The organism is Promicromonospora sp. NPDC023805 (genome assembly GCF_040639635.1).
In the GTDB taxonomy this organism is placed as follows: domain Bacteria; phylum Actinomycetota; class Actinomycetes; order Actinomycetales; family Cellulomonadaceae; genus Promicromonospora.
In genome coordinates, this window is sequence record NZ_JBFAAH010000004.1 from 36,684 (window position 1) to 54,135 (window position 17,452).

The 17,452-nt window shown below is 68.0% G+C and carries 16 protein-coding genes and 1 other RNA gene; 4 read left to right on the forward strand and 13 right to left on the reverse strand.

All coding sequences use genetic code 11. The annotated features are described in order from the left end of the window. The first annotated feature begins 269 nt into the window (after nt 1–269). Entirely contained in the window at nt 270–929 is a 660-nt protein-coding gene (locus AB0F70_RS06335; protein ID WP_357444856.1) for a hypothetical protein, read from the forward strand. A gap of 19 nt (nt 930–948) precedes the next feature. Here the strand turns inward: AB0F70_RS06335 and AB0F70_RS06340 are convergent, their stop codons facing one another. From AB0F70_RS06340 to AB0F70_RS06360, 5 genes are all read right to left on the reverse strand, one after another. After that, on the reverse strand, nt 949–2,922 hold the full coding sequence (locus tag AB0F70_RS06340; protein WP_357444859.1) for a twin-arginine translocation signal domain-containing protein: 1,974 nt from the start codon (nt 2,920–2,922) through the stop codon (nt 949–951). Nucleotides 2,923–3,003: 81 nt separating this feature from the next. Next, entirely contained in the window at nt 3,004–3,867 is an 864-nt protein-coding gene (locus AB0F70_RS06345; RefSeq protein WP_357444862.1) for a carbohydrate ABC transporter permease, read from the reverse strand. Next, nucleotides 3,857–4,702 carry a sugar ABC transporter permease gene (locus AB0F70_RS06350; RefSeq protein ID WP_357444865.1) on the reverse strand — a complete coding sequence of 282 codons (846 nt, stop codon included), beginning with the start codon at nt 4,700–4,702 and terminating at the stop codon, nt 3,857–3,859. Before AB0F70_RS06350 ends, AB0F70_RS06345 begins: the two co-directional genes overlap by 11 nt. Nucleotides 4,703–4,794: 92 nt before the next feature. After that, nucleotides 4,795–6,087, reverse strand: coding sequence for an extracellular solute-binding protein (locus AB0F70_RS06355; RefSeq protein ID WP_357444868.1), 1,293 nt, complete (start codon nt 6,085–6,087; stop codon nt 4,795–4,797). A gap of 72 nt (nt 6,088–6,159) precedes the next feature. Then, nucleotides 6,160–7,194, reverse strand: a complete 1,035-nt coding sequence (locus tag AB0F70_RS06360) for a LacI family DNA-binding transcriptional regulator (protein WP_357444871.1) — start codon at nt 7,192–7,194, stop codon at nt 6,160–6,162. A 120-nt stretch (nt 7,195–7,314) separates the two neighbouring features. Between AB0F70_RS06360 and AB0F70_RS06365 the strand changes: the two genes are divergently transcribed. After that, nucleotides 7,315–8,925: an FAD-dependent oxidoreductase gene (locus tag AB0F70_RS06365; RefSeq protein ID WP_357444874.1), complete on the forward strand. Its 1,611-nt coding sequence runs from the start codon at nt 7,315–7,317 to the stop codon at nt 8,923–8,925. A 283-nt stretch (nt 8,926–9,208) separates the two neighbouring features. Beyond that, complete coding sequence (locus AB0F70_RS06370) at nt 9,209–9,397, forward strand: hypothetical protein (RefSeq protein ID WP_357444877.1); 189 nt, start codon at nt 9,209–9,211, stop codon at nt 9,395–9,397. Between the two features lie 71 nt (nt 9,398–9,468). Here the strand turns inward: AB0F70_RS06370 and ssrA are convergent. From ssrA to AB0F70_RS06410, 8 genes are all read right to left on the reverse strand, one after another. Continuing rightward, nucleotides 9,469–9,837: a transfer-messenger RNA gene (gene ssrA / locus AB0F70_RS06375) on the reverse strand. 128 nt (nt 9,838–9,965) lie between these two features. After that, nucleotides 9,966–10,439 carry an SsrA-binding protein SmpB gene (smpB, locus tag AB0F70_RS06380; RefSeq protein WP_357444880.1) on the reverse strand — a complete coding sequence of 158 codons (474 nt, stop codon included), beginning with the start codon at nt 10,437–10,439 and terminating at the stop codon, nt 9,966–9,968. Between the two features lie 90 nt (nt 10,440–10,529). Beyond that, nucleotides 10,530–11,972: a peptidoglycan DD-metalloendopeptidase family protein gene (locus AB0F70_RS06385; protein WP_357444882.1), complete on the reverse strand. Its 1,443-nt coding sequence runs from the start codon at nt 11,970–11,972 to the stop codon at nt 10,530–10,532. Continuing rightward, entirely contained in the window at nt 11,972–12,883 is a 912-nt protein-coding gene (ftsX, locus tag AB0F70_RS06390) for a permease-like cell division protein FtsX (protein ID WP_357444885.1), read from the reverse strand. The genes AB0F70_RS06385 and ftsX overlap by 1 nt, the downstream gene beginning before the upstream one ends. 2 nt (nt 12,884–12,885) lie before the next feature. After that, nucleotides 12,886–13,662, reverse strand: a complete 777-nt coding sequence (gene ftsE, locus AB0F70_RS06395) for a cell division ATP-binding protein FtsE (protein ID WP_357444888.1) — start codon at nt 13,660–13,662, stop codon at nt 12,886–12,888. Nucleotides 13,663–13,807: 145 nt separating this feature from the next. After that, nucleotides 13,808–14,917: a peptide chain release factor 2 gene (prfB, locus tag AB0F70_RS06400; RefSeq protein ID WP_357444890.1), complete on the reverse strand. Its 1,110-nt coding sequence runs from the start codon at nt 14,915–14,917 to the stop codon at nt 13,808–13,810. Between the two features lie 69 nt (nt 14,918–14,986). Next, entirely contained in the window at nt 14,987–15,391 is a 405-nt protein-coding gene (locus AB0F70_RS06405; protein ID WP_357444893.1) for an ankyrin repeat domain-containing protein, read from the reverse strand. 19 nt (nt 15,392–15,410) lie between these two features. Next, nucleotides 15,411–15,875: a hypothetical protein gene (locus AB0F70_RS06410; protein WP_357444896.1), complete on the reverse strand. Its 465-nt coding sequence runs from the start codon at nt 15,873–15,875 to the stop codon at nt 15,411–15,413. Nucleotides 15,876–16,092: 217 nt separating this feature from the next. On the opposite strand from AB0F70_RS06410, the gene AB0F70_RS06415 reads away from it, so the two are divergent. Further along, nucleotides 16,093–17,406 carry an endo-1,4-beta-xylanase gene (locus AB0F70_RS06415; RefSeq protein ID WP_357444899.1) on the forward strand — a complete coding sequence of 438 codons (1,314 nt, stop codon included), beginning with the start codon at nt 16,093–16,095 and terminating at the stop codon, nt 17,404–17,406. Nucleotides 17,407–17,452 lie beyond the last annotated feature (46 nt).

Here is a 17,452-nt window from a genome sequence, read left to right on the forward strand (position 1 = left end):
TGTCTCCTCGTCGGCGCTCAACCCTGAGCGCCTGTGCTGTGTAGCCGGGTGGATGCTGTGCTGCCGGTGGATCGCTGAAGGCCGTTTGATCTTATGTCTTGACATATTCTTGTGTGTACACGCTAGCCCCGTACCCGCGCATTGGGCAAGCGTTTACCGAGAAACTCGTGCACCCGGGCGTCGTACCGGCGCCACGCGCCGGCGCACACCGCGGCCACCAAAGCTCGACGAACGTGCAAGTCCCGTGGTCACGCAAACATATGCCGAGTATGAAGCCGCTACGAGCACCACGCCGACTCTTCAGCACCGGCCTGGCCGGTGTGCTGCTGCTGAGCGCATGCGCCGCCCAGGGCGGTCCCGCCGACTCCGCGCCGGACGACAGCAGGTCGGGCGACGCGCCGACCGCGACCGCGCCGCCTGCCCCGGCGGCGTCGGGCCAGGTCACGGCCATCACCACCGTCCTCCAGGAGGGTGACGGCCCGCCCGAGCTCTGCCTGGGCGGCGTGGCCGAGTCGTACCCGCCCCAGTGCGGCGGTCCGGAGATCGCCGGCTGGGACTGGGACGCCGTCGAGGCCGAGTCCGCGCACGGCACCACGTGGGGTCGCTACACAGTGGAGGGCACCTGGGACGGCACGACCTTCCATCTCACCGAGGCCGCCGCGGCCCCGGCCGCGCAGCCCGTACTCCCCGACGACCCCCGGCTTGACCCGGACAACGCCGGGGCGGCCGAACCAGGCACGCCGGAGTCCGAAGCCCCCGAGCTGCAGTACGAGGTGTTCGACCACCTCGGCGGCCTCAGCGGCTCGTTCGAGAACGGCTACGTCTGGGTGACCGTCGTCTACGACGACGGCAGCATCCAGCGCTACGCCGACGACAGGTACGGCGCCGACACGGTGGCCGTGCAGTCGGCGCTGCGCGATATCGGGTAGTTCCGCCCGCCGGGCGACCTCAGACCACAGGCACGACGCGGAGATCGACGGTGAGCGTCCCGGAGAAGCTGATCGTGAGGATTCGGTGGGTGCGATTACCCAGGTACGACCTGTCCATCGGCGCGTATCTCGCTTCGCGATCCACACCCCAGTCGATGACGAAGCGCATGCCACCGCGGGTGACGGTGAGGCCTCGAGCGACAGTGATCGTCTCTTGTCCGTAGGGCGCCGACGTGCCGTTCGCGAACGCCACCTGGTCTCCGGTGCCGATGATGAGGGGGATGCGTTCGCGGGACGCTCCCGGGGTGGTCAGCACACGCCTGATCCCATCGGCACGGTGCGTCACGTCGGTGCGCACGGCGGCGTCGGCCGTCACGTATCTCGTGGTGAACACTCCCTCGTAACCCGTCAGCGCGTCCGCGGAGATGACGGCTCCGGTGGCACTCGACCCGACGTGGTGCGTCGCGGTCACCGGCCCACGTGAAGAGGCCGTACCCACGCTGTCAGCGACAGTCGTCCAGTCATCAGGGCCTGTGCTGTTGACCGTCAGCGCGAGCATGCCCGCGACGGGGTGCCAGAACGCGTTAGTCCCCATCCGCTGGAGCGTGTTCGGCCGTACTCCGTAGACAGCGGCGGTGTAGTAACCCGGACGTCGGACGAACACGTACTGCTGGTCGAGCGTGCCTCTGCGAAGTTCGGTGAAGGTGCTCTCCTGCAGATAGCGCAGTGCGGCGACTCGAGCGTCTCGCTGGTTCCCGGCGATCCCGAGGGGAGCCTGCGGGACATGCATGTGCAGGCGCGGGGAGGAGTCCATCTTCCGTCTCGGCGACACCGGCGCGCTCGATGTCCGCCAGGCGTCGCGTGCCCGCGTCTTCTCCTCGGAGCTGGCGAAGAACGCACCCAGTGCGGGCACCTGCGGCAGCAGGGTGCGAGCGAGCGCGCTCCGGTCAAGGTCATCCTCGCGTGTGGTCACGAAGGTCGCGATGATGTTGCGGGCGCTCGTCGCGGAGAGGATGAACCCCTCGTTGCGTCCTGGTTCCATGACCACTACATAGCCCCACCACGCGGCGAACCGCTCTGCGAGCTGGACGATTGCCGGATCCGGCAGTCGCTTGTACAGCGCACCGAGGTCGGACAGCATGACCTCGAAGTTGTACCCGGCGTCGGGGGCGAGCGGCTCATGGAAGAACCCGGCAGGCGCTTGACCCTCCCGGAGGATGATCTGCAGGCGGTCCGGCACCGCTGCGCTGACGGCCGGTTCGCCGAGGACGTGCGCGGCTTCGACCACACCGGAGAGTCCCCCGACCACCTGGTTGACCAGCTGCACAGGTCGGTTCCAGTGCGCCCGCGAAGTGTCGACAAGCCATGCGGAGCTCTTGCGAATGGCATCGCGGATCTGCAGACGGCGGTCGTAGAGATCGCCTGCGGCGCGAAGGTCCCGGAGCACCGCGGAGAGCGCGACGGTCCCGAAGCCGGTCGGAGACAGGTGGTGCTCGGTGGGCGAGTACTCCGGGTAGGACCCGTCAGCATGCTGCAGCGAGAGGTAGTAGCCGAGTGCTGCGTCCAGACGCCCCAGCAGAGCGGGGTCACGGTAGTACGGATTCCAGGGCCGGTCGTTGGCGTAGAACCACGACAGCGTGGCGACATGCTCCATGATCCGCGCGTTGTACGGCTGATTCGGACTGCGTTGCCAGCCGTCCTCCATCCACCCGTAGTTCGGATCGACGTCTCGGACGCTGTTGGCGAGCGGAGCGACGATCATCAGATACGCCGCGAGGACCTGCTCGTCGGGGGCGAACTGACTGCGTACGGGCTGCCCAGCCCGGAGCGGTGCGACCAGCGGCAGCACAGTGCCGTCCGAGGTCGCCGTCGCCGGCGACGCTCCGGCGTTCCCGATGGCAAGCAGCGCTGCTGCGGCGCCTGCCCCCACCAAGAGGTTTCGCCGGCTGAGCGCCGGCAGCAACTGCGGACGTTCCTCGTCCTCATGCATCATCTCGACTCCTTTGTCTCGTGACTGGATTGGTTCGTTCAGCGGTGGCGCCCGGTCCGTACCGGAGCTGAGGCCGCGCTCAGGTCACCCCTTGATCCCTGTCTGCGCCAGGCCTTGCACGAACTGCTTCTGCGCGACGAGGAACACCACGAGGATCGGAAGGACTGTCAGTGATGCGGCGCCCAGCTGCGCGTTCCACATCTGCTCTCCGTAGAAGTCCTGGTATCGGGTGATCGCGAGCCCGAGCGTGAAGTTCTCGGGAGTGCGCAGGAAGATGAGCGCTTCGAAATACATGTTGAAGCTCCGCAAGAACGCCATGATCCCGACCGCGGCGATCGCCGGCTTCGCGAGGGGCAGTGCGATGCGGAAGAAGACACCCGCTCGGCTCACCCCGTCGAGCCGGGCCGCTTCCTCGTACTCCTTCGGAAAGGAGAGGAAGTGCTGCCGGAAGATGAAGACGGACACCACCGACGTCGGCCCGAAGATCGGCAGGATGATCAGCGGCCAGTGGGTGTCGTTGAGGCCCATCGCGTTGACCGCCGTGAAGACCGGGATGATCGTCACCTCGGTGGGCACCATCATCGCCGCGAGCATGAGCGTGAACGCTGCGTTGCGGAGCGGGAAGCGGATGCGCGCGAACGCGTAGCCCGCCATCGCGGAGAGCAGGATCGACGACGCCGTGACGATGGTCGCGATGTACATCGAGTTGCCGTACTGCTGGAGGAACGGCTGCGCGGTGAACACCTGCGCGAAACCGTCCAGCGTCCAGTCCCGGGGAAGCAGGCTCGGCGGCTGGAGGAAGATCTCGTTCGCGGGCTTGAACGACGAGAAGAACATCCACAACGTGGGGTACAGAAAGGGCAGAGAGACCACCACGAGCAGCCCGTAGAGCGAGATCGTGGCGACTCGCGAACGATGCCGATTCGCTAGCGATGTGTCAGACCTCATCGTGCACCCACTTTCGGCGCGTGGACCACTGCAGCATCGTCAGGGCCAGGATGACGGCGAAGAGCACCACCCCGACCGCACTGGCGTACCCGAACTGCTGGCTGATGAAGGCCGTGCGGTACAGGAAGAACGGCAAGACGTTTGTCGCGTTCCCCGGCCCCCCGCCGGTCAGGAGCTGCACGGGCGCGAACACCTCGAGCGAGCCGATGGTCGTCAGGATCCCGGTCAGCAGGATCGTCGGCGCGATCATCGGGACGGTGATCGACCAGAACGATCTCCACGGCGTCGCGCCGTCCAGCTGCGCGGCCTCCCGGAGCTCTTCCGGGACGCCCTGCAGCGCTGCGAGGAAGAGCACCATGTTCATCCCGACTCCCTTGAACACCTGCACCACCACGAGCGAGATCAGCGCGGTGGAGGGGTCAGCGAGCCAGTTCGGTCCGTCGATCCCGAGAAGGCGGAGGGCGCCGTTGATTCCTCCGTCAGGCGCGAGAAGGAAGCCCCAGGTCACGGACCACGCGACGACGGACACCACGACGGGCGAGAAGAAGATGGTGCGAAACCCCGTCATGCCTCTCATCCGCCTGTTGAGGAGGACGGCGAGGCTGATCGCGATCACGAGGTTCAGCACGAGCACGCCCGCGCTGAAGAGCAGGCTCGCGAGGATCGACGCGGAGAACGTCGGATCGGCGGCCAGGCGGGAGTAGTTGTCGAGTCCGATGAACTCCAACTCGCCGGTGAGCGGCCGCCATTCGTTGAAGCTGTACCAGATGACGAAGATGAAGGGGACGACCCCCAGGACGATGACGCCCAGGACCTGGGGCGCGACGAAGGCCACGCCGAGCCAACTGTTTCCGTCCGAACGGGACCGTCGGCGGCTCCGTACGGCTCTTCTGTCGTCCACCTCGGAGGTGCGTGCGGTCATTCGGGTCAGCCCTTGAGCGTCGGCGAGATCTGCTCGCAGATGCCGGTGACGGCGGTCTCCACGTCGTCGCCCGCCCACACGGGATCGAGGCCGGCACGGACCAGGTCGGTGAACTGCGAGAGCACCGCGTGCTGCGGCTTCACCTGCGCCTCAGGGACCACGTCGATGATGGCCGTCTGGATCTCCTCGGGCGAGAGCTTCGGCGCGGCCTGGGAGAGCGTCTCCACGTCGAGGAGCGACGCGCGGGGCGGAGGGAAGAACTGCGCGAGGAGCTCGGCGTTCGTCGGGTTCGTCAGGTAGGCGAGGAACCCGGCCGCCTGCTCCTTGTGTGCGCTGCGCTCGAGCACGCTCACCCCAGCCTGTCCGACGATGGGGTGGTAGCCCTCAGGTCCTGCCGGGAGGGGAAGGAACGACCACTCGAAGCTGTCGTCGAGGCTGCCCGACTGGCTGAGCTGGGCGACGCTGAACGCCACTTCGCCGCTCGCGAAGGCGGCAGGCGCGGCATTCCCGGAGACTGCTGGGATGGCGCCTCGGCTCGTCTGCTCCTGGTACCAGGTGAGGTAGGCGATCATCTCGGGCGACGCGAACTCGCACGTCGCGCCGTCCTCGGACCACGGCGCCGCCCCCCAGGCGTTCCCGAGCATGGTCACTGCGCTCCAGTTCGTGGGGCTGAAACCCGGCACGTTGAGCCCCACCGCCCCCGTCGCGTCGTTCGTCGCCGCCGCGACGTCGGTGATCGTCTCCCACGTGTACTCCGGTGTGCCGACGAGCTCCTGCACGTCGGGCTGGTCGGCTTCCGCCAGGAGGTCCTCGTTGACGTAGAGCGCGAACGGCGAGTTGGAGAACGGGTACGCGTAGATTCCGCCGTCGTCGTCCTGCCACGGTTCGAGCGCGACAGGGAGGATGTCGCCGAGGTCGTACCCGTCGGTGCCCTCGAGCGTGTCGCGCACGTCGTGCAGGATGCCTGCGTCGACGAACTCGGGGCCGCTCGCCTCGGGGATCCAGGCGAGGTCGGGGATGTCGCCGCCCGCGATCTGCGTCGTCAGGCCTGCGATGTAGTCCGGGTTGGTGACCGGCTCGAACGTGAGCGATGCGACCTCGTCACCGTGCTCTGCCACATAGGCGTCGCCGATCTCCTGCATCAGGGCCAGGTGGTCCTCGTTCGATGACCAGAGCGCCATCTTCAGATCGACCGGCCCTGACGTGCTGGAGCTACCGCCGCCCGCGCATGCGCTGAAGGACAGGGCAAGAACTCCGGTGAGCGCGATGGCGACGCCTCGGGATCGAGTGGCTCGCATGAAGTACTCCTTCGAACTCCTGACGCGCCTCGTTGCACGCTGAGCGAGAAGGTAGCAGAACTCCCGGGAAAATCAAGAAGAATTTTCGAGATGTTGCGGCGGAGCCGTCGAATCGCGGACGACGAGCTCGGTCGCGAGGTCGGTGTGGAGCGCGGGGGGCGTTACACCGAGGAGGAGCTTGTGGGCGACCTCGACCGCATACGAGCCCATCGCCTCGGACGGCTGTCGGATGGTCGTCAGCTGCGGTGCCGTCATCCGCGCGACCAGCTGGTCATCGAATCCGATGACGCTCAGATCCCGTGGGACCAACAGTCCAGCCCGGCGAGCGGCCTCCAGCACGCCGGCGGCCTGAGCGTCGCTCGCAGCGAAGATCGCCGTGACCCGATCGGTCCGGCTCAGGAGCTCGTGCGCAGCCTCCAGTCCCGACTCGTAGGTGAAGTCTCCCTCGCCGACGACGTCGGCACCGGCCTCGATCCCGGCAGAAGCGAGCGCGGCGAGGTGCCCGTGCTTGCGGGCGAGCGACGCCTGCGTGTCCGCCACACCCCCGAGGAAGCCGATGCGTGTGTGCCCGAGCGCGAGCAGGTGCTGTGTCGCCGCCATCCCACCTGCGAAGTTCGTCGCCCCGACCGAGTAGGAGTCACTGTCGGGCAGCTGGTAGGTGTCCACCTCCACGAGCGGGACGCCGTTCTTCGCGAGCTTCGCCCGCTCCTTGGTCCGCAGTCGGGACTTCAACGCGATGACCGCCGTCGGACCGTTTCGCTTCGTGCGCTCCAGCCACCCCGCAGCGGGCGCCCCGTCGGGGAGGTCGAGGAGGACGAGCTCGACGCCTGCCTCGTGCGCCGCACGCATGGTGCCGCGCAGGATCTCCACCGTCAGCGGCGACGACATGCTGGAGCTCGCCAGCACGACGACCACCGTGGCCAGGTCGCTGCGGGAGCGCTGCTTGGGTGACAGGTACTGCTTGTCACGCAGCACGGACTCGACGCGCACCCGGGTGGCGGCGGCGACGTCGGGCGCGCCGTTCACAACCTTCGACACGGTCGAGATCGAAACACCCGCCTCGCCCGCGACCTCGGCGAGCGACGGTCGACGCTCCTTCGCGTGCATGGGCACCCCTTCGGTTCGCTTCGAGTCCTGAGATCCATGGCGAACGCGTCGCCATAGAGATTCTACTTGCAACTCTTCGAGAAAAATGTCTAAAGTTCCCGGGAACGAGAGGTGTTCTACGTGACACAGCAGCAGGCAGACCTTCTGATCGTCGGCGGCGGAGTCGGCGGGGTATCCGCCGCTCTGGCCGCCTTGCGCCGAGGCAGATCGGTGATCATGACCGAGCGGACGTCCTGGCTGGGGGGGCAGCTGACCACCCAGCTGGTGCCGAGCGACGAGCATCGACGCATCGAGACGACCGGCCGCAACCGCAGCTACGCGCACTTCCGCCACCTCGTCCGCGAGCACTACCGGACCTACTACCCTCTGTCCGCCGCGGCGCGAGCCGACGAGCATCTCAACCCAGGTGCGGCGTGGGTCAGCCCGCTGAGTGTCGAACCCAAGGTCATCCTCGCGGTGATCCACAGCCTGCTGCGCCCGTACGAGGCGTCCGGGCAGCTGACGCTGATGCTCGACACGACACCCATCGCGGTGCACGCCGACCGTGACCTCGTGAACGCCGTCGTGGTGCGGGACCGCGACGGGAACGGACTCGAGCTCACCGCGCCGTTCGTTCTCGATGCGACCGAGCTCGGCGACCTGCTGGAGCTGGGCGGCGTCGAGTTCGTCACCGGGCGTGAAAGTCGAGACGAGACCGGTGAGCCTGGCGCCCCGGAGACCGGCGATCCCCTCGACATGCAGAGCGCCACGTGGTGTTTCGCGGTCGAGCACCTGGAAGGCGAGGACCACACCATCGGCCGTCCGGACGACTACGACGTCTTCCGTGACTGGCGCCCTCCGCAGCTCGGGGGCGAGAAGATGCTGGGGTTCCGCCGAGCCGCCCACGACGGGTCGATCGCCCGCGAGTACACGCTGAACGTGAACGCCGACGATGATCCATTCGGAATCGACGTGGATCATCGCAACATGGGCGAGGCTCCCGAGCTGTGGAACTATCGCCGCATCGCCGCGCGGCGTCAGTTCGAGGACGGCGCGTACGAGAGCGACATCGTGATCGTGAACTGGCCCATGAACGATTACGTCGGCGGACCACTCTTCGGCACCGAGGACGCAGCAACACACTGGGACCGTTCCAAGGAGCTCAGCAGGTCGCTGCTCTACTGGCTGCAGACGGAAGCCCCGAGGCCGGACGGCGGCATCGGGTGGCCGGGCCTTCGACTCACGCCGCGGGTGACGGGCACCGCGGACGGATTCGCGATGACGCCGTACTTCCGCGAGTCGCGGCGCATTCGAGCGCAGCGCACGATTCTCGAGCAGGACTTCGACCGGAACCTTCGCGACGGGCGGGGAGCGGAACGCTATCCGGACACGGTGGGGGTCGGGCACTACTACTGGATCGACAGGCATGCCACGACCGGCGGCAGCGCAGGCGGCGGCGGGCTGCCGGAGCCGTTCGAGATACCGCTCGGCGCACTCCTGCCGCAGCGGGTGCGGAACCTGCTACCGGCTGCCAAGAACATCGGCACCACCCACATCTCGAACGGCAGCTACCGACTGCAGCCCGTCGAGTGGTCCATCGGTGAAGCAGCAGGCGCTCTCGCCTCCTACTGCCTCGACCGCAAGGTCGAGCCGGCTGCGGTGCGCGCCGATGCGCGCGAGCTCAGGGGCTTCCAGAGCGACCTCGAACGCGGGGGCGCGCAGCTGCGTTGGGACCCCGCGCTCCGGTGGTAGTCCGGCCGGACAACCGTGGGTGATATCTGGCGGATTGGCCGGAATTGCGAATAACCTTTGAAGCGTCATGAACCATAGTTGGATAGCGACGAGAATTGCCATTCAGCGGTAAGAAAATGCACGACACAGATGGCGACCTGGCGCCATAAATCAACATCGCACATTCATCTTGACGCCGCACCAAACCGCTGGCAGGCTCAGGCACCCACCGAGCTGAGCGATTACCAGACGCATGTGTGAATTGATCGTCCCGGCCCGAACTGACTACAGAAAGAAGAGAGTTATGGGCGACGGGATCGCCACAGGCGTCATGGTGAGGGTCACCGGGGCGTCGAGCACCGAGCGCGGCACAGAGGGCATCGTGACGGCAGTCCGACGGGGCTGGGCGGGCAACGAGGCAGTGGTCTTGGTGACCGGCATCCTGCGGTCGCGCGAGGTAGCCATACCCGTCTCGGACCTGTCGAGGCAGTAGGCCGCGCCGCTTGCCCACGCGCCGGCAACACAGCAGGCCCGCCTCCGATGGAGGCGGGCCTGCTGTCATAGGGGTGGAGCTGCCGGGAATCGAACCCGGGTCCGGTGACGCTTTTCGAGTACTTCTCCGGGCGCAGTCTGCTATGGATTTTCTCGGCCCCCGCACTCGCACAGACACGTTCGCGGACAGGCCCAGTCATCTAAATGTTCCCGTAGCCCCGATGACGAGAGCTACGAGCAGTGGCTTCCTAGATGACGCCGGCTACTGGGACGGAAGCATCTCCCAGGCCGACGGACTTCGGGCTCGCTCAGGCGGCGAGGGCGAAGTCGTTGCGCGAGTTATCGGCAACTATGTGTTTGCAGGCATCGTTTACGAGATAAGCCTGCATCCTCGGCCCGCTTCTCCTCGAAGCACGACCACCGTCGAAACCGATCAGCCCCTATGTTGTTTTCAACTGCCCCGCACGAGCTGCGCCCGTGCGGAACATCTCCATCCTATGCGACAACCCCGCAGACGGGAACGTTATTTCCGTTACTGCCCGCAGACCCGTGGCCGCTACCGCGACCGGTCAGCGGAGCTCCTTCTGCCGCATCGCCCGCTGAGCCTCGCGCATGTCCTGCTGCTCACGCAGGGTCTGCCGCTTGTCGTACTCCTTCTTGCCGCGGGCCAGGGCGATCTCCACCTTGGCCCGGCCGTCGAGGAAGTACAGCGCGAGGGGAATCAGGGTGTGCCCCTTCTCGCGTGACTTCGACTCCAGCCGGAGGATCTCCTCGCGGTGCAGCAGCAGCTTGCGCCGACGCCGCGGCGCGTGGTTGTTCCACGTGCCCTGGAAGTACGCGGGGATGTGCACGTTCTCGAGCCACGCCTCGCCACGATCGATGTTGGCGTAGCCGTCCGTGAGGGAAGCCCGCCCCATCCGCAGCGCCTTGACCTCGGTACCCGACAGCACGAGCCCGGCCTCGAAGACGTCCTCGATCACGTAGTCATGACGGGCTTTCTTGTTGTTCGCCACGATCTTGCGCGGATCGTCCTTCTTGGCCATGGTCTCCCTCCGGGATCTACTGGTGCGGCATGCCCCATGCGGGCAGCGCGACGCCCCAGTTTACGCGTCCGACCTCGGTGGACCAGGCTTTTACAGCCAGCTCATCGGGTCCACCGTCGAACCGTTGATGTATACCTCGAAGTGCAGGTGGCAGGCCGTCGACGTGCCGGTGGTGCCCGAGTACCCGATCACCTGGCCGCGCGAGACCTGCTGGCCGGGCGACACCGCGAACGAGGTGAGGTGGTTGGAGCTCGTCATCACGCTGCTGCCGCCGGACGAGTAGCCGTGGTTGATCAGCACCTGGTTGCCCAGGCCGTCCAGGTAGCGCGCGTAGAGCACCGTGCCGTCCGCCGGCGCCAGGATCGGGGTACCGCAGTACGCCCGGAGGTCGGTTCCGGCGTGCAGGCGGTAGTACTGCAGCACCGGGTGGAACCGCATGCCGTACGAGGAGGTGACGACGGGGCTCGCCGTCGGGTAGCTGAGGAACGACACGGTGCCCGTGCCGCCGCCGGACGATCCGCCACCGCCCGATCCGCCGCCCGAGGAACCGCCGCCTCCGGACCCGCCGCCCGTGTTGTTCCCCTCCGCCTCCCGCTCGGCCTGCTCCCGGGCCAGGCGCTCGTCCCGCTCCCGCTGCTCGCTGATGATGCCCTTGAGGTCGGACTCGATGGAGCTGAGCTCCTGCTCGGTGTCCTGCATGTTCTGCACCGCGACGTGCTTGCGCCGCTCGATACGGGACTTGAGCCGCTCCTGCTCGGCGATCAGCTCGACGATCTCTGCCTTGCGCGCCGCCGCCGACTGCCTGGCCTGCTCCTTGGACCGTACGTTCTCGTCCGCCAGGCGCTTGAGCTCCGTGACCACCTCGCGGATGGCGGACAGCCGCGCCTGCAGGTTGCGGGCGGTCGCCTCGGCGCTCTGCAGCTCGGCGAGCGTGCGCGCCCGGATCCGCGCGGCCGACGACGAGACCGAGTACCCGTCGATGAACTCCTTGGTGCTCTGCGCGCCGGTCACGAGGCCGATCGTCGAGGCGTTGCCCGCGCCGCGGAACTCCTCGCGCGCCATCTGCGCGATGTCGTCGCGCGCCCCGTCGACCTTGCCGGAGCCGTCCTGGAGGAGCTGGGTGACCGTCGCCTCCTCCAGCTGCGCGTCGGCCAGGCGCTGGGCGAGGATCGCCGCCTCCCGCTCCGCGCGCTCCAGCTCGGCCTCGGCCACGGCGAGCTCGGCCTCCGCGACGGGCAGGCGCCCCTCGACCTGGTTCAGCTCGAGGACGGCGTCGGCCAGCTGCGTGTCCGTGTGCTCCAGCTCGGCCTCGAGGTTCTCACGCTCGTCCTCCTTGGCCTGCTGCTTCCGCTCGGCGGCGGCGCGGCGGTCGTCGAGGTCGTCCGCGTACCCGACGGTGGCGCCACCCAGCAGGAGGACCGCCGCGAGCACCGCCGCGACCGGGCCGCGTCCTACCGCCCTGCGTGCTACGGCCCTGCGTGCGACGGTCCTGCGTGCGACGGTCCAGAACCGAAGGCTTCGTGAAGTAGGCATCAGATCCTCGTATACCGGTTCAGGGTGAAGAAGGACGAGAGCGCGGCCAGGGCGACGGCCATGATCACGAGCAGAGGCGCGACGCGGAGCACGTCGACCTCCGAGACGTAGGCCACCCAGTCGACCGACCGTTCGAGCCAGTCGCTGACCATGAACCGGACGGCGAGCCAGAGCCCACCTCCGGCCAGCAGTGAGCCCAGCACTGCCGCCAGCGCCCCCTCCAGCAGGAACGGCAGCTGGATGAACAGGTTCGACGCGCCCACCAGACGCATGATTTCCGTCTCCTTGCGCCGCGAGACAGCGCTCAGCCGGATGGTGGTCGTGATCAGCAGCACCGCCGCCAGGAGCATGACGCCGGCTAGCCCGGCCGCGAGCAGCGTGGCGACGTTGAGCGTTCGGAACAACGGTTCGAAGACGGCCCGTTGGTCCTCCACGATCTCCACGCCGTCCCGGCCGGAGAGCACGTCGCTCACGACGGCGAACTGCTCGGCGTCGGCCAGCTTGAGGCGCAGGGAGGCCTGCATGTCGGCGGCGGTGAGCTGCGTGCCCTGGTAGCCGTCGGGGTAGCGCTCGCTGAACGCCTCGAACGCCTGCTCCTTCGACTCGAAGTAGACGGCGCTGACCTCGTCGGACAGCTCGGTGTCGATGATCTGGCGCACGGCGTCGACCTGGGCGCGGGTGGCCTCGCCGCCCGCGCACGTCGGCACGACGGAGCCCTGCGGGCAGAGGAACACGGAGACCTCGACGAGGTCGTACCAGTCGTCCTTCAGCTTGCCGATCTGGGCCTGGAGCAGGGCTGCCGCGCCGACGAACGTCAGCGACACGAACGTCACGAGCACCACTGCCACGACCATCGTGGTGTTGCGGCGCAGGCCGGAGAAGACCTCACCCAGCACGAACTGGAACCGCACGGTCACACCCCCCGCACGGTCTGGACCGGCGCACGGGTGCCGCTGCCCGGGGAGTCGAGCACCGGCGACGCGCCGACGTCGGGCAGGATCGCCTCGCGCTCGCCGTAGCCGCCCCGTGCCTCGTCGCGGACGACGACGCCGTCGGACAGCTCGACCACGCGGCGCCGCATCTCGTTGACTATCTCGTCGTCGTGCGTGGCCATGACCACCGTGGTGCCCGTCCGGTTGATGCGGTCCAGCAGGCGCATGATGCCCAGCGAGGTGGTGGGGTCGAGGTTTCCCGTGGGCTCGTCGGCCAGGAGGATCTGCGGCCGGTTCACGATCGCGCGGGCGATCGCCGCACGCTGCTGCTCGCCGCCCGACAGCTCGGTAGGCATGCGCTTGCCCTTGCCCGTCAGGCCGACCATCTCCAGCACCTCGGGCACGGTGTCCCGGATGACGTGGCGGGGCTTGCCGATCACCTGCAGGGCGAAGGCCACGTTCTCGTGGACCGTCTTGTTCTGCAGCAGGCGGAAGTCCTGGAACACCACGCCGAGCTGACGGCGCAGCGTGGGCACGCGCCACCCCGAGAGGTTCGCGACGTCCCGCCCTGCCACGTACACCCGGCCGCGCGTCGGCCGCTGCTCGCGCAGCACCAACGACAGGAACGTCGACTTGCCCGAGCCCGAGGCCCCCACGAGGAAGACGAACTCGCCACGTTCGACATCCACGGAGACCTGGTCGAGGGCAGGCCGTGCGCCCCGCGCGTAGACCTTCGACACGTTCTCGAACCTGATCACGAGCCCGAGACTAGGGGGGTGAACCGGTGGCGTGTCGGCCGGACACGCCGACAAAACTCACCCGGTCCGCGAAGTCCGGACGCCATATCGGTCAAAACGCTTGGCAAGCGGCAATTCATCCAGGGCTAGGCGCCCCGCGCGACCGTCAGCTCTCGCCGCCGCCCCGGCGCCAGCGGATGCCGGCCTCGATGAAGTCGTCGATGGCGCCGTCGAACACAGCCTGGGGGTTGCCCGACTCGTGCTCCGTGCGCAGGTCCTTGACCATCTGGTACGGCTGCAGCACGTAGGAGCGCATCTGGTCGCCCCAGCTCGCCTTGATGTCGCCGGCCATCTCCTTGCGCGTGGCCGCCTCCTCCGCCTTGCGCAGCAGGAGCAGGCGCGACTGCAGGACGCGGTAGGCGGCAGCGCGGTTCTGGATCTGCGACTTCTCGTTCTGCATGGCCACCACGACGCCGGTCGGGATGTGCGTCATCCGCACCGCGGAGTCGGTGGTGTTCACGGACTGGCCGCCCGGGCCCGAGGAGCGGTAGACGTCGATCTTGAGCTCGGAGTCCGGGATGTCGATGTGGTCGGTCTGCGCGATGAGCGGGATCACCTCGACCGCCGCGAACGACGTCTGCCGGCGGCCCTGGTTGTCGAACGGCGAGATGCGCACCAGGCGGTGGGTGCCCGCCTCGACGGACAGGTTCCCGAAGGCGTACGGCACGTTGACCTCGAAGGTGGCCGACTTGAGGCCCGCCTCTTCCGCGTACGAGGTGTCACCGACCTTGGTGGGATAGCCGTGGCGCTCGGCCCAGCGCAGGTACATGCGCATCAGCATCTCGGCGAAGTCGGCGGCGTCGACGCCGCCCGCACCCGAGCGGATCGTCACGACGGCCTCGCGGGAGTCGTACTCACCGTTCAGCAGCGTGCGCACCTCGAGGGCGGCGAGATCCTTGCGGATCTTGACGACCTCCTCCTCGGCCTCGGTGAGCGAGTCGGCGTCGTCCATCTCGTTGCCGAGCTCGACGAGCGTCTCGACGTCGTCGATCCGGGCGCGGAGCTTTTCCACCCGGTCGAGCTCGGACTGCGCGGCCGAGAGCGCGGAGGAGACACGCTGGCCCTCGTCCGGGTCGTCCCAGAGGTTGGGAGCCGACGCCTGCTCGGACAGCTCGGCGATCTTCGCCTGCAGGGCGGTGGGGTCGCTCACTGCCTCGATGGAATCGAGGGTGGCGCGGAGCGCCTTGATCTCTGCGGGAAAGTCGTTGGTTGCCACGATGTTCAAGGTTACCCGCGCATCGTCGTGCCCGACGCCGGAAGATCCGGCGCCGGCGCGGGGGCCTGCTCAGTGAGCCCCGGGCTCCGGCAGCTCGCGGCCGAACATCTGAGCCGTCGCCCGCGCACTCGGGTTCCCGGCGTCGGGGTCCGCGCCATGCTCGACGAGCACCCGGATCACGTCCGCCTCGTTCTTGAACACGGCCCCCGCGAGCGGCGCCTGGTTCTTGCGGTTCAGCCGGTTCACGTCCGCGCCCCGCTCGGCCAGGCCCGCCGTCAGGTCAGCGTGTCCGTGGTAGGCGGCGAGCATCAGCAGCGTGTTGCCCGACTCGTCGGCCAGGTCGACGGGGAGCCCCGCGTCCACCAGGTCCAGCAGGACGTCGGCCCCCTGCCGGGCGAGGTCGAAGATCTGCTGGGGTTCGAGGCGCGTGCCTGCCTCCGGGTCGTTCGTGCCGTGCTCGTTCAGGTCGCTCATGGCCACAACTTAACCCGGCTCACCACGCGCGTGCCGTGGACGACGCCGTCACCCTGATCCCGCCGCCGAACGCGTCGGTGAACCACCGCAGCAGCGGCGGCCGGGACACCGTCGCGAGGGACACCCGGGCCGAGCGACCGTCGGGCGACGACGCACCGGTCACCGCCAGCGGGATGCCCGGCGGGTGCTCGGCGAGGTACTGCTCGACGGCGGTGCGCACGTCGGCGTCTGACAGGGTGAGCGGAGCGCCTTCGGCGGGCGCACCGGCACCCGCGTAGAACGAGTCGGGGGACATCGCGCTCGCGGCGTCGGCCGCGGCGAGATCCGCTACGTCGTAGAGCGTCTTGCGGTCCAGGTGGACCGCGCTCGCCGAGGCGACCACCGCGACGAGCATCAGGGCGAACGCGACGAACGCCGAGGTCAGCAGCATGATGCGGCCGCTCTCCCGTTGTCCGGCGGCGATGGCAGGGTCCGCGAGGCGCATTCCCTCATTGTCCAGCGGGCGGCCCACACCTGCCGGACGACGGCGGCGGTTGTCCACAGCCCGCCCTGCCGAGTGCCCCGAGCCGGCCTAAACGTTTCACTTTCTCTGATCTTTGAAAACGTTTAGCAGAACCTCTTGACAGGCAGCACTGTGGATCGAAATCCTTTTCCACGTCCGACGGGCCAACGACGGCCCGTCCAGCACGAAGGGATCAACGATGACCCGAACGCTCACACCACCCGCGCGGCGCAGGTTGCGAGCCATCTCGCTCGCCACTCTGACCGCGGTGGTCCTCGCCGGCGGTGTCGCAGCCACCACCGCACAGGCCGCCGGCAGCACGCTGCAGGCAGCGGCCGCGGAGTCGGGCCGGTACTTCGGCACCGCGATCTCAGCGGGCAAGCTCTCCGACTCGGTGTACACGACCATCGCGAACCGTGAGTTCAACATGATCACCGCCGAGAACGAGATGAAGATCGACGCGACCGAGCCGAACCAGAACCAGTTCAACTACACCAACGGCGACCGGATCGTGAGCTGGGCACGCAGCAACGGCAAGCAGGTGCGTGGCCACACGCTGGCGTGGCACTCGCAGCAGCCTGGCTGGATGCAGAACATGAGCGGCTCCGCCCTGCGGAACGCCATGCTCAACCACGTCACCCAGGTCGCCACCCACTACCGGGGCCAGATCCATTCCTGGGACGTGGTGAACGAGGCGTTCCAGGACGGCTCCTCGGGCGCCCGCCGCGACTCGAACCTGCAGCGCACCGGGAACGACTGGATCGAGGCCGCGTTCCGCGCCGCCGATGCCGCCGACCCGAACGCCAAGCTCTGCTACAACGACTACAACACCGACGACTGGTCGCACGCCAAGACCCAGGCCGTGTACAACCTGGTGCGCGACTTCAAGGCCCGCGGCGTACCCATCGACTGCGTGGGCCTGCAGTCCCACTTCAACGCGCAGAGCCCCGTACCGAGCAACTACCAGACCACGATCTCGAGCTTCGCGGCACTGGGCGTCGACGTCCAGATCACCGAGCTCGACATCGAGGGATCCGGTACCGCGCAGGCGGACAACTATCGCCGCGTCGTCCAGGCCTGCCTCGCCGTCTCGCGCTGCACCGGTATCAGCGTCTGGGGAGTTCGGGACACCGACTCGTGGCGCGCCAGCGGCACCCCGCTGCTCTTCGACGGCAGCGGCAACAAGAAGGCCGCCTACACCTCCACGCTCAACGCTCTGAACGGAGGCGGCACCGGTAACCCCCAGCCGGGCGGCTGCACGGTCGCGGTCACCCGGTCGACCGACTGGTCCGACCGGTTCAACGTCTCGCTGGCGGTCTCCGGCAGCTCGACGTGGCGGGTCTCGATCCAGCTGCAGGGCGGACAGACCCTGCAGAACTCATGGAACGCCACCGTCTCCGGCACCTCTGGCACGCTGACGGCGACACCGAACGGCGCCGGCAACAACTTCGGCATCACCGTCTACAAGAACGGCAACACCAACCTCCCGACGGCGACCTGCACGGTCCCGTGACCCGCTGACCCGCCGACCTGCCACTGGGGGCAGGTCGGCACGAGCG